Genomic DNA, 12,209 nt, shown 5'->3' with positions numbered 1-12,209 from the left:
TTCCGGTGTTTTGTAGGATCCCACGGAAATCTCAACGCCACGGCCCTGAAGCGCTGGCATGACCGTTGACGCAGGTAGATTAACCTGAAAGTGGAGGTCAACTTAAAAACTGGCGGAGTTTGCGTGATGCTGCGCTTTTTGCTTCTGGCCGCGAAGCTGGCGGTAACTTGTATCTGGCTGATGGCCACCGCGCCCGGCAACGTTTGGGCTGACGAGAGCACGTCCTATCCTGTCATCATCAAGCATGCTTTCGGCACGACCGTCATCACCAAGAAACCGGAGCGGGTCGCGACGGTCGCCTGGGCCAATCATGAAGTGCCGCTGGCGCTCGGCATCGTGCCTGTTGGTTTTGCGGCTGCCAATTTCGGTGATGATGACGGTGACGGACTGCTGCCCTGGGTGGCCGACAAGCTCAAGGAACTGCACGCTGAAAAGCCCGTTCTGTTCGACGAAGGTGACGGCATCGATTTCGAGGCGGTCTCTGCCACCCGGCCGGATGTGATTCTGGCGGCTTATTCCGGCCTCAGCCAGTCCGATTACGATACGCTGAGCCAGATCGCCCCTGTCGTCGCCTATCCGGATGCGCCCTGGTCGACCGACTGGCGCGACATGATCCGACTGGACAGTGCCGGAATCGGCATGGCCGCAGAAGGCGAAGCGCTGATCAAGACGATCGAGGGCGAAATATCAGAGACCGTCGCCGGCCATCCCGAACTGCAGGGTAAGTCGGCGATGTTCATCACGCATCTCAATGCGACCGATCTCAGCATGGTCAATTTCTACACGACCAACGATACGCGCGTGAAATTTTTCGCCGATCTCGGGCTGAAGTCCCCAAAGAGCGTCGTCGAGGCCTCCACGCCGGGCAAGTTCGCAGGCTCGATCAGCGCCGAACGCATCGATTCCTTCGATGGTGTCGATATCGTCGTGACCTATGGAAACCAGCAGCTGCTCGAAGCGCTGAAGAAGAACCCGCTGATGGCCAGAATGCCGGCTGTTTCCAAGGGCGCGCTCGTAACACTTGGCCGCGACCCGGTCGGCACAGCCGCCAATCCGACGCCGCTATCGATCTCCTGGGTCCTCAAGGATTACGTGGCACTGCTTACAGACGCCGCCAGAAAGTCTCCCGACAAATCTCAATGATCGTGCGCAGTCGAAAATCATCATCCCGGCCGCCAGCATCCGCCCGGTCTAACCAGGTTCGCAGCCTCTGGCTTCTCGGGCTCACCGCGGCTCTTGCGTGCCTCTGTGCGCTCTCGGTCACGGTCGGCACGCGCGACGTGGACTGGGCCGATATCTTCGCCGCCTTGGCCGGGCATGCGAACAATATCGGCCAGGCGGCGGTGACGGTACGCATTCCGCGCACGCTGCTTGCCGTCATCGCTGGTGCAGCGCTGGGCCTTGCGGGCGCTATTATGCAGGGGGTGACACGCAATCCGCTTGCTGATCCCGGCATTCTCGGCGTTAACATGGGCGCATCGCTCGCAGTCGTCGTTGCGGTCGCGTGGTTCGATATCTCGTCGAACGAGGCCTATATCTGGACGGCGATCCTCGGCGCCGGATGTTCGGCGGTCTTCGTCTATACGATCGGCTCGCTCGGACGCGGCGGCGCAACGCCCCTGAAACTGGCGCTTTCCGGCGCAGCGACCTCGGTCGCCTTCGCCTCCATGGTCATTGCCGTCGTGCTGCCGCGCAATGACATCGCCGGCGGCATCCGCTCTTGGCAGATCGGCGGGGTCGGCGGGGCGACCTTTGAGCGCATCCTTCCTGTTCTGCCGTTTCTGGCGATCGGCTTCCTCATCAGCCTGCTGTCGGCGCGAAAATTGAATTCGCTGGCGCTCGGCGATGAGCTGGCGGCCGGCCTTGGCGAACGCGTGGCGCTTGCCCGCGGCGTTGCAGCACTCGGCGCCATCCTTCTCTGCGGCGCGACCACGGCGGTCTGCGGTCCGATCGGCTTTCTCGGCCTCGTCGTGCCGCATCTCTGCCGCCTGCTGGTCGGGATCGATCACCGCTGGCTCTTGCCCTTTTCCGCGATCGGCGGCGCCAGCCTGTTGCTCGCAGCCGATATCGTCGGGCGCATCGTTGCGAGACCTGCCGAGCTCGATGTCGGCATCGTCACAGCGCTTGTCGGCGCACCATTCTTCATTGCCATCGTCCGGCGCCAGCGGATGCGTGAATTATGACCGTGCCTGTCTCTTCCCTCGATAGCATCATCGACAACCGCCGCCGCAGGGCGCGTCGGCATGTGTTCATGGTTTTTCTGTTGCTCTGCCTCGTCGTCGCGCTCTTTGCGCTTACTCTGTCGTTTGGCCAATCCTTCACCTCGCCCAGCGATGTCATCCGCGTGTTGTTCGGTGAGAATGTGCAGGGAGCGGCCTTTGCCGTTGGACAGCTGAGGCTGCCGCGAGCAGCACTTGCGGTGCTCGCCGGCCTGAGCTTCGGGCTCGGTGGCGTCGCCTTCCAGATCATGTTGCGCAATCCGCTCGCAAGCCCCGATATTATCGGCATCAGTTCGGGGGCGAGTGCGGCAGCGGTCTTCGTCATCGTCGTCTTGTCGCTGAAAGGGCCGATCGTTTCCGTCGTCGCCGTCATTGCGGGGCTCGGCGTGGCGCTGCTGGTCTATGGCCTGTCATTCCGCAACGGAGTGGCGGGCACACGGCTCATCCTCGTCGGCATCGGCGTATCCGCGATGCTGGAAAGCGTCATCGCCTATATCCTGTCGCAGGCGCCGGCCTGGAGCCTGCAGGAAGCGATCCGCTGGCTGACGGGCAGCGTCAACGGCGCCCAGCTTGACCAGGCGGCTCCGCTGCTTCTGGCGCTTGCCGTTTTTGGCGGATTGCTGCTCAGCCGCACACGCGACCTGGAAGCGTTGCGGCTCGGAGATGATATGGCTGCCGCCCTTGGTGTCGGCGTGTCGCGCACGCGCGTCATGGTCATCATCGCCGCCGTCGGCATGATCGCCTCGGCAACGGCTGTGACAGGCCCGATCGCCTTCGTCGCCTTCCTGTCGGGGCCGATTGCCGCCCGCATCGTTGGAAATAACGGCTCGATCCTCGTTCCCGCCGCCCTTGTCGGTGCGGTGCTGGTGCTGGCGGGCGATTATGCGGGTCAGTTCCTGCTGCCGAGCCGCTATCCGGTCGGTGTCGTCACCGGTGCGCTCGGCGCGCCCTACCTGATTTTCCTGATTGTGCGCGTCAACCGGACCGGAGGCTCGCTATGACCGTCCATACCCTCACAGCCACCGGGCTTTCCGCAGGTTATGGCGAAGACGAGATCCTGCATGGACTTGATCTCGCCGTGCCTCCCGGCAAGATAACCGTCATCGTCGGGGCGAACGCCTGCGGCAAGTCCACGCTGCTGCGCGCCATGTCGCGGCTGCTTTCGCCGCGCAAGGGCCAAGTGCTGCTCGACGGCAAGTCGATCCATCGCACGCCGCCGCGCGACCTTGCCCGCACGCTGGGTCTGTTGCCGCAATCGCCGATCGCGCCGGAGGGTATTACCGTCGCCGATCTCGTGAGCCGCGGGCGCCATCCGCATCAGAGCTTGTTTTCACGCTGGACCCGTGCGGATGACGAGGCAGTGGACGCCGCGCTGACCGCCACAAACACTTCTGATCTTGCCGAAAGGCCGGTCGACGAGCTCTCGGGCGGGCAGCGCCAGCGCGTGTGGATTGCGATGGCGCTGGCGCAGCAGACGGAAATCCTGCTGCTCGACGAGCCGACGACCTTTCTCGACATCAGTCATCAGGTCGAGGTTCTGGACCTCCTGACCGATCTCAACCATGCGCGCGGCACCACCGTCGTCATGGTGCTGCATGATCTCAATCTCGCGGCGCGCTACGCAGACTACCTCGTCGCCATGACGGATGGCAGCGTCCACGTGTCCGGTCTGCCGCAGGATGTGCTGACGGAAGACAATGTGCGACAGGTCTTTGGCCTTCAAAGCCGCATCATCACCGATCCCACATCCGGCCGGCCTATCATGCTGCCGATCGGTCGCCACCGCATGGCGGAGGGCAGGGCCGACCCACAACACGCATTCCACAAGGAGGGCAGATGACCATCGCTCAGGAATTCAAGCTCTCGGGTGTCGCGCTTCCCAGAGATGCGGCTGCCATGTTCGGCGAAATCTGCGAGCACTTCGTCGAACATGCGGAGGTGCAGCTGAGCGGCGACCTTGCGCTTCTCAAGAGCAAAGCCGGCACTGCCGAGATCCGTATTCAGGACCGCAAGCTGCTGATCGAGCTTTCCTGTCCGACGGAGGCGGCGTTGCAGATGAGCCGCACGATGCTTGCCGAGCATCTCTTCTATTTCGCCGGCGAAGATCCGCTGGAGCTCGCCTGGTCCGATCCTGCATCGCTTGCCGTATTGCCGAACATTCATGAGGTGACCGTCATTTCCGCAGAGGACGTGACGCCAAATATGCGCCGGGTGAAATTCGCCTGCGCCGATGTCACCCCGTTCATCGGCGGCGACATGCATGTGCGCCTGCTCGTGCCGCCGAAGGGCAGGACGCCGGTCTGGCCAGGACTGCGCGCCGATGGCCGCGTTGCTTGGCCCGAAGGCGAAGACGAGCTTCTGGTGCGTGTCTATACGATCCGTACCGTCAACGTCGGAAAACGCGAACTCTGGATCGACTTCCTGCAGCATTCGACCCTTGGCATCAAAACGCCCGGCGCCGATTTCGCCCGCGATGCCGAGCCCGGTCAACGGGTGGCTCTGCTCGGCCCCGGTGGCGGCAATCTTCCGGTGGCGCAGTCCATCCTGCTTGCAGGCGATGAAAGCGCGCTTCCCGCCATCGCCCGCATCGCCGAGGAAGTACCAGCGGGTACGCGGCTGCAGGCAATCATCGAGGTGGCTGACGAGGCGGAAGAACAGCGACTATACTCGGCAGGCTCGCTCGAGGTGCGCTGGTTGCACCGCCGGGATTATGCCAAGGACGCCAAGGGCGTTCTGCTGGAGGAAGCTAAACAGGCGATTGCCGCAACCGAGGGTGAAACCTTCGTTTGGTTTGCCTGCGAAAAGGAGGATGTGCGCGCCATGCGCACCTATCTGAAATCCCGCCGGCACGATAGGAAAAGCATGTATGTCGCCTGGTACTGGGAACGGGAAGCCGGCTAGCGTGAGGATGCATCCTTTGACGGCTCCCGGGAAGTGTGGCCGGGCGCTATAGGATCGCTTGCCGAAAATGTCTCTTCAAGCGACTCCTCAAGAAAGTCGTCCTGCTCCTGCTCGGCGCTTTCGGTGTCTGCAGGCTTGTTGGCAGGTTCGGCCGTTTTGATCATCTCGATCCCTTGATGTCAGCCCCCAAACCTGGCAGCGCCGGATGGCGCTCCGTTACTAAACAGTCGGGTAGGTCGATCCGGGATGGGTTTCGCAATCAGCGATTTCTGAAGACCGTGCAGGCAACGCCGGCAGCGCGTATCGTGCTGCAGAGCTTGGTCGCCTCGGCACGCGTCTCTCTGCCGATTCTTGCAGCATAGCGTGGCCGGTATCCGAAATTTCCGCCTCTCTGCCGCACGATCACCGCGCGCTCCGCATTCAGTGGTTCGGGAAGCTTTGCCACCGATACCGTGAAGAGCCGGTCCGCGACGGACGGATTATAGTGGGCGGCAAGCTGCACGCCCCAGGGCGCCCAGTCGGCCGATCCGGTCAGGACGGGCTCGTTCATCTGCCGCGTTTCGGCGAGCGCCACACATGCCTCCCGGAATGGCATTCCGTCCCGCAGGTCCGGAGCGGCGGTCTCCGGAGGGCTGTCCCGCCAGGTTTCGACGGTCTGGCCGGTGATTGCGAAAACATAGTCGCGGGTCTCGATCGGCAGGCGGCCGGAGGAGAGAAACCGGCCGAGACCGGACTCGCCCGCATTATAGGCGGCCGCCGCAAGCCCGAGATTGCCAAAACGAAGCCTGAGTTCGTCGAGATAGCGGGAAGAGGCTTTCAGCGCCTGAACGACATCGAAGCTGTTTTCCAGCTCTCTCAAGCGGGCGGTGCCCGGCATGAACTGCGCAATACCCTCCGCGCCCTTGGGGCTGACCGCTTCCGGGCGAAACAGGCTTTCGCGCCAGATCAGGCGGGCGAGGAAGGCAGATGGAATGTTATGGATCGCTGCGAAACGGTCCATGACGGCGCAGAGATCGGCATTGAAGTGATCTTTTCGGATGCAGAGCGTTTGCCCGTCACCAGCGTCACCCTGGTAAAGGCAAGCCGCTTCTGGAGCGGACGGCTCGGCAGCGCCGATCGCAGGCGCTGCCGCAGCCCATACTGCGGAAATCAGCACCGCAGCCATCAAGACTCTGCCGCATCTCATCATCGCCAAACCTTGCCTGACGACATCGTCGCGGTTTTCAGGCAAGACGGCAAGCTTCCTTCGTCGCCCGCGGTCTTGGCCGGGGGCGACGAGCTTCAGTGCACAACCGTCAGGATCGCAATGCCTGCTTCGGCAGCCGCACGGCGAATGGCATCCTGCAGTTCGCTGACATCGATCTGCCCAGTGATGGCATCGACGCAGGCCTTGACGGCCACGACATATTCCTCGCCGTCCTCGGATGGCCAGTCCGCTATCAAAACCTCAGCGGCGTCTCTCAACGTTCTGAGGACTCTGTATTTTTCCCGGCCACCCAACATCAGCACCAGAGGCGGAAAGCGCTCGTATATGTTCCATTCCATTACACTTGGTCTCCCCAACGTAAGGATATTGGTAACGTTGCAAGAACCATACCGATCGCGTGTGAAAAACGTGCATCCGACAACTTTAGGGTTACGGGTCGGATTTGGTGTTTGGGCAGCCTCAAAAAATGGAGATTAAAACTCAAGTTTTTCATTGCGCGGCGCTCCAGCCTTCGCTAAAGAAGGCCGTCATTGGCCGGATGCGATCCGGCCACGTAAGCGTTAACGTCACTCAACGCGTATGATCGAACAGCTTTGCGGTTTCGATCTGCGCGACTGTGTCCTGCGGATCGTTTCCCGAAGCCCCGGAAGGACATGATGGATAACAAGCAATCCACAGATCACCCGTTCCCTGCGCCCTCAATCGAGCGGGTCCGCCATGAATTGCGCCGCCGCTCCCTGACGGTCGAGAGCGTGACGGATATCACGCCTGGCATGCGACGCATCGTGCTGAAGGGCGAAGATCTCGCCGATTTCACGAGCCTGGCACCCGACGACCATATCAAGATCATCGTGCCCGGTACCGATGGCGCCGAGGAACGTCGCGATTACACCCCGCGTCGCTACGACAACGCAGCTCGTAGTCTGACCATCGATTTCGCTTTGCATGAGGCGGGTCCCGTCACGCAATGGGCAATCGACGCCCGCGTCGGCACGCCTCTTGAAATCGGTGGCCCGCGTGGTTCGGCCGTTGTCGCCGGTACAGTGAACAGGTGGCTTCTGATCGGCGATGAGACGGCTTTGCCCGCCATTGGTCGGCGAATTGAGGAGAGCTCGGCTGAAACGACGATTATGACAATCGCCGCGGTCGCAGACCCGCAAGAGCAGCAGTCGTTCGAGACGGCTGCAACGCTCATGATGCGCTGGGTTTACCGTCCTCTCTCCGATGCGACGAATGCCGAACCGCTGATCGCTGCTTTGGCAGAGATCGACATCGTTTCCCAGACATTCGTCTGGATCGCGGCTGAGGCGTCGGTGGTGCGGGCAATCCGCTCTTATCTCACCGAAGATCGCGGATATCCGCTTAGCTGGATCAAGGCATCAGGCTATTGGGTCAAGGGTAAGGCGGATACGACCGAGAAGTTCGGATAGCAGCGAAGTGATGGTGTTCAAGCGCTTCTGCCCATCGCTCCCGGAGTGGCCCCTCTGAGGATGGGGCCACCGATCTCCGTCTCGATCGTGTTCTCCATTGCCGCCTATGCGGCGGAACATCGGACGGATTGTCGTGTTTCTGAGCAAAGGAGATACGCCATGGGTGCAGACAACGCCAGCGCTCCAACCGCCGGGCGCAAACCGCTCGCTGAGAAGCCATGCCGGCGACGATGCGGAGATTGGAGGTAGCACGATGGCCAGGGACAAGGAAGAAGCAATTCGTCAGCGCGCCTACGAGATCTGGGAGCAGGAAGGCCGTCCGGAAGGGAATGCGCTTCGCCATTGGCTGCAGGCATCTGATGAATTCAGCGAAGACGAGGAACATGAGACATTGCAGGAATTGATCGACGAGGATGATCGCGACGATGCCGCTCTGCTGCAAGGTGCAGGTGAGAGCGGCGATATTCACTCACGTCGCTAGTCGCGTATAGGTAGATTATTTTTCCGCTCGCTCGAGCAGAATGCGTGCCTCCTCGAAGCGGCGCTTTCGGTCGCTATCGTCTTCATTCGGCGAATAACAGGTATTCGACACGCAGAACCGCACCAGATGATGCGGCTTGTCGGCCTTGTCGAATTCGCATTCAAACGTATCCGTCATGTCACCCGGAGCGGTTCCCGCCCGGGTGGAGTAAGTCATCCGCACACCCGGCGGCTTGAGTTCCGGAAAGGACTGCACGGAGCCGATCGAAAGCTGTTCCATCATGAAGAAGCCCTTGGCAACTGCCTGGCAGGTCGCCTCGAGATCGGGGGATTGCGCGAAAGCTGCCGCCGGAAACAGGACAATGGCGAATAATACTAAACGTTTACGCAAGGGTCTCTCCTCCGAACATTGTTCAGAATGAGGTAGAGCCAATGCGGTAAAAACAAGTGGGACCTCAGGCGGCACCGGAAAAATCTTCCGACAGCAGACCCAGCAGTTCGTCGCGATCCCGCACGCCGAATTCAAACCAGTCGATAAGCGCTTTAGCCCTTGCCATTCCCAAGTCGCTGTCACGGCGGCAACGAGCGGTCGAGCACCATTCCTGGTGAATGCCGTCGAGAAAGTTCATCGCCTCCGACGTCAGCGCTTCCTTCGGCCAAACCGTTCGCGTCATCGCCTTGCTCCCTGGTGCAGCCTCACATTAGATGACCTATGGTTGAGGGCAATGGCGAGAATGCAACACCGACGGATTAGTTGTCGTTCGTGATTACTCCGTCGCGCAACAGAAAAGCGGCAGGCACGCAGGCCTGCCGCTTCTCATCACATACTCTCTGGGGGAGGCAATCAGCCCTCCAGCCACGCCACCTGTTCGGGTGTCAGCTTGATATCCAGCGCCGAGAGGCTGTCTTCGAGTTCGGCGATCGTGCGTGGTCCAATGAGCGGAATAACCGGGAAGGGCTGGGCGATGACATAGGCAAGCGCGATGTGGATCGGATGTCTGCCAAGCTTCTTGGCAAGCTCGATTGCCCGGTCACGCCGTCCGAAGTTGCGGTCCGAATACCAGCAACGCACGATCTCCTCGTCGTCACGCTTGTCGCGTCCGGCCCGGTCGGTGAAGAAACCGCGGCCCTGGCTCGACCATGCGAAGTTCGGGATCTGCTTTTCGTTCAGCCACGTCTTCCACTCATCGTCAGAGGCGGCCACGCAGCCGGCCCAGATCGGATCGAGCATTTCGGCCAGCGAGAAGTTGTTGGAAAGCGTGGCAGGTGCAGCCTTGCCGTTCTTCTTCGCATAGGCAATCGCCTCATCGAAACGCTCTCGCGTCCAGTTCGAGCCACCGAAAATACCGCGGATGCGGCCGCGTTTGACCTCGGCATCCATGGCATCGACGAATTCGCCGACAGGCACGTCGGTATTGTCACGATGCATGAAATAGATATCGACATAATCGGTCTTCAGGCGATTGAGCGATTGATCGAGCTGCTTGCTGATGATGTCAGGATAGCAGAGCGGAGAGTGGGCGCCCTTGCCGATCAATACGATCTCTTCGCGCGGCACCTGACGGCTGGTGTGCCAGTCGCCGAAAATGCTCTCCGTCTTGCCTCCGCCGTAGACGAAGGCCGTATCGAAGATATTGCCGCCTGCTTCATAGAACGTGTCGAGGGTCAGGGACGCGGCAGCGAAATTCGGGAAGAATTCGAAGCCGAGGGTAACGACGGAAGCCGGCTTGGAAATGCCGGGGATCTGCCGTTTCGAAATAGAATTGCCGCGTCGAACGGTGCCGCCGGCAATGTTCAGAGTGCGCTTGACGGCTTTCTCGATACCATATTCGAGACCGACCGAAGCGCGCCATTGGTCGAGCACTTTGAGGTTGTTGATCGAATCCGCCCAGCTCATGCCGGGTGAACGGAATTCCTTCTCGCCGGCGCGGATCGCGTCACCGGCCGCATCTGCTTCGAAGGAGTAGAGCCAGCGGTCTTCCTTGACCTCGACCGTCTCCTGCTCGCCGTTCCTGAAGATTTCGATCTTGCCGACACCGCCCTTGTGGCCGGAAGCGAACCAGAAGTCCTTGACCTCGATACGGCCCTGCGAGCCGATGATGCGCAACACATTGTCCTGCTGCGCCATGATCGAACATGAGACTTCGGCAATGATTTCGTTCGGGAATTTCAGGACGGCAGAGGCCCATTCATCAACGCCGGACTGGCCGAGATGGGCAACACCAGCAACCTTTTCCGGCTCCAGGAAGGGTTTTCCGGCCGCAGCACCGGCAATCAGCCGGGCCATGGAAACGGGATAACCGCCGACATCGAGAATGCCGCCGCCGGCCGTTTCATTGGCAAACAGGCGGTGTTCCGGCTTGTAGGTGCCCATGCTGAAGCCGAACGAGGAGCGGATGATGCGGATATCGCCGATCGTGCCGCTCTTGACCAGCTCGATCAGCTTTTCCGTCTGCGGATGCACACGATACATGAAGGCTTCGCCGGCAAAGACGCCGGCCTTCTTCGCCTCGTGGTAGATCGCCTCGGCATCATAGGCGGAGAGCGCGATCGGCTTTTCGACCAGCACATGCTTGCCGGCGCGGATCGCCTTGATGGCCCATTCAGCGTGGCCGGTATGCGGGGTGGCGATATAGATCGCATCGACCTCGTTGTCGGTCAGCAGCGCTTCATAGCCGTTGACGATGCGTGCACCCGGGAAGCCATCGGCAAGACCCGGTTTGTCGGGATTGCGGGTGGCGATCGCAACCAGCTTGCCGGTGCGCGAATGCGCAACGCCATCGGCAAAGGTGCGGGCGATGGTGCCGGGGCCGATGATGCCCCAGCGGATTGGATTATCTGAAGTCATGACTATCCTCTTTCGTCTTTCAGTCCTGGGATGGGTTAGCGAAGCCGCTTGCCGGCGGCATCGAACAGAAAGGTGCGGGTGGTGGGCAGCGACACCGTCAGCGTCTCGGTCTTACCAAGGCTGCGGGATTCCGGTTGCTCGATGATGAGCTGCTCGCCGCCGAAGTTCGCATAGATGTAGCTGGTATTGCCGAGGTGCTCTGCGACGTCGACGGCAACCGTCAGATCCGCTTCGCCCTGGCCCGCCTCGCCGAAATGCTCGGGCCGGATACCGAGTGTTACCGCCGCGCCTGATGTTACGGACGAGTCTGCAAGCGGTACCTCCAGCCGAACCGTCTTGTCGCCGGTGAGCACGACCGTTGCTTTACCTGCCTGCACACCTGCCACCTCGGCCTCGAGGAAATTCATTTTCGGCGAACCGACGAAGCCGGCGACGAACTGATTGGCCGGATCGTCGTAAAGGTCCAGCGGCGCACCGATCTGTTCGATATTGCCGGCCCGCAGAACGACGATCTTGTCGGCAAGCGTCATCGCCTCGGTCTGGTCGTGCGTGACATAGATCATCGTCGTGCCGAGCTGCTTGTGCAGCCTGGAGATTTCGACGCGCATCTGCACGCGCAGTTCCGCGTCGAGGTTCGAGAGTGGTTCGTCGAACAGGAAGACCTGTGGTTCGCGTACGATGGCCCGGCCGATCGCCACGCGCTGCCGCTGGCCGCCGGACAGCTGTTTTGGCCGCCGTTTCATCAGTTCTGTGATCTGCAGGATCTCGGCCACATGACGCACGCGCCGTTCGGTATCGGCTTTCGGATTGCCGTTCATGCGCAGGCCGAAACTCAGGTTCTCCTCGACTGTTAGATGCGGATAGAGCGCGTAGGACTGGAAGACCATGGCGATCCCGCGATCCGCCGGCTCAACGTCGTTGACGGTGCGACCGGCGATCTTCAACTCACCGCCGGTGATGTCTTCAAGACCGGCAATCATGCGCAGGAGGGTGGACTTGCCGCAGCCGGAGGGACCGACGAAGACGACGAACTCGCCGTCCCTCACGTCCAGATTGGCGCCATGGATGATTTCGAATGCACCGTAGCGCTTGACGATATTGTTAAGTGAAAGCTCTGCCATGGG

The 12,209-nt window shown here is 61.1% G+C and carries 12 protein-coding genes and 1 pseudogene; 7 read left to right on the top strand and 6 right to left on the bottom strand.

Translation table 11 applies throughout. From position 1 onward, the window contains the following. Window positions 1–180 precede the first annotated feature (180 nt). The 5 genes from FHT82_RS00555 to FHT82_RS00535 are packed head-to-tail and all read left to right on the top strand — an operon-like array spanning window position 181 to window position 5,120. On the top strand, window positions 181–1,143 hold the full coding sequence (locus FHT82_RS00555; RefSeq protein ID WP_246698064.1) for an iron-siderophore ABC transporter substrate-binding protein: 963 nt from the start codon (window positions 181–183) through the stop codon (window positions 1,141–1,143). After that, entirely contained in the window at window positions 1,140–2,183 is a 1,044-nt protein-coding gene (locus FHT82_RS00550) for an iron ABC transporter permease (protein ID WP_183725300.1), read from the top strand. The genes FHT82_RS00555 and FHT82_RS00550 overlap by 4 nt, the downstream gene beginning before the upstream one ends. Further along, entirely contained in the window at window positions 2,180–3,220 is a 1,041-nt protein-coding gene (locus FHT82_RS00545; RefSeq protein ID WP_183725298.1) for an iron ABC transporter permease, read from the top strand. The genes FHT82_RS00550 and FHT82_RS00545 overlap by 4 nt, the downstream gene beginning before the upstream one ends. Then, window positions 3,217–4,059 carry an ABC transporter ATP-binding protein gene (locus FHT82_RS00540; protein WP_183725297.1) on the top strand — a complete coding sequence of 281 codons (843 nt, stop codon included), beginning with the start codon at window positions 3,217–3,219 and terminating at the stop codon, window positions 4,057–4,059. The genes FHT82_RS00545 and FHT82_RS00540 overlap by 4 nt, the downstream gene beginning before the upstream one ends. Then, complete coding sequence (locus FHT82_RS00535; protein ID WP_183725295.1) at window positions 4,056–5,120, top strand: DUF2218 domain-containing protein; 1,065 nt, start codon at window positions 4,056–4,058, stop codon at window positions 5,118–5,120. The genes FHT82_RS00540 and FHT82_RS00535 overlap by 4 nt, the downstream gene beginning before the upstream one ends. A 259-nt stretch (window positions 5,121–5,379) precedes the next feature. Here FHT82_RS00535 and FHT82_RS00530 read toward each other — a convergent pair whose 3' ends face one another. Both FHT82_RS00530 and FHT82_RS00525 read right to left on the bottom strand, forming a co-directional pair. After that, window positions 5,380–6,285, bottom strand: a complete 906-nt coding sequence (locus FHT82_RS00530; protein WP_348647564.1) for a lytic transglycosylase domain-containing protein — start codon at window positions 6,283–6,285, stop codon at window positions 5,380–5,382. A 116-nt stretch (window positions 6,286–6,401) separates the two neighbouring features. Then, window positions 6,402–6,665: a DUF982 domain-containing protein gene (locus FHT82_RS00525; RefSeq protein ID WP_183725293.1), complete on the bottom strand. Its 264-nt coding sequence runs from the start codon at window positions 6,663–6,665 to the stop codon at window positions 6,402–6,404. A gap of 318 nt (window positions 6,666–6,983) precedes the next feature. On the opposite strand from FHT82_RS00525, the gene FHT82_RS00520 reads away from it, so the two are divergent. Continuing rightward, entirely contained in the window at window positions 6,984–7,757 is a 774-nt protein-coding gene (locus tag FHT82_RS00520; RefSeq protein ID WP_183727192.1) for a siderophore-interacting protein, read from the top strand. A gap of 253 nt (window positions 7,758–8,010) precedes the next feature. Continuing rightward, window positions 8,011–8,220: pseudogene (locus FHT82_RS00515) on the top strand (DUF2934 domain-containing protein); the annotation flags it as partial. A gap of 33 nt (window positions 8,221–8,253) precedes the next feature. Here the strand turns inward: FHT82_RS00515 and FHT82_RS00510 are convergent. The 4 genes from FHT82_RS00510 to ugpC all read right to left on the bottom strand — a co-directional run bounded on the left by FHT82_RS00510 (window position 8,254) and on the right by ugpC (window position 12,206). Next, the gene (locus tag FHT82_RS00510) at window positions 8,254–8,628 is read right to left on the bottom strand and encodes a hypothetical protein (RefSeq protein WP_183725291.1); all 375 of its coding nucleotides are present in this window, start codon (window positions 8,626–8,628) and stop codon (window positions 8,254–8,256) included. Window positions 8,629–8,692: 64 nt separating this feature from the next. Then, window positions 8,693–8,911: a hypothetical protein gene (locus tag FHT82_RS00505; RefSeq protein ID WP_183725289.1), complete on the bottom strand. Its 219-nt coding sequence runs from the start codon at window positions 8,909–8,911 to the stop codon at window positions 8,693–8,695. Between the two features lie 170 nt (window positions 8,912–9,081). After that, window positions 9,082–11,085, bottom strand: coding sequence for an aldo/keto reductase (locus FHT82_RS00500; protein WP_183725287.1), 2,004 nt, complete (start codon window positions 11,083–11,085; stop codon window positions 9,082–9,084). Between the two features lie 35 nt (window positions 11,086–11,120). Next, window positions 11,121–12,206 (bottom strand): sn-glycerol-3-phosphate ABC transporter ATP-binding protein UgpC, encoded by a 1,086-nt coding sequence (gene ugpC, locus FHT82_RS00495; RefSeq protein WP_183725285.1) that lies wholly within the window; start codon window positions 12,204–12,206, stop codon window positions 11,121–11,123. Window positions 12,207–12,209: the final 3 nt, after the last annotated feature.

The organism is Rhizobium sp. BK275 (assembly GCF_014193555.1).
Taxonomy (GTDB): domain Bacteria; phylum Pseudomonadota; class Alphaproteobacteria; order Rhizobiales; family Rhizobiaceae; genus Rhizobium.
Note: the sequence above shows the minus strand (reverse complement) of the source record. Positions and strands in the feature narration are given on the sequence as shown.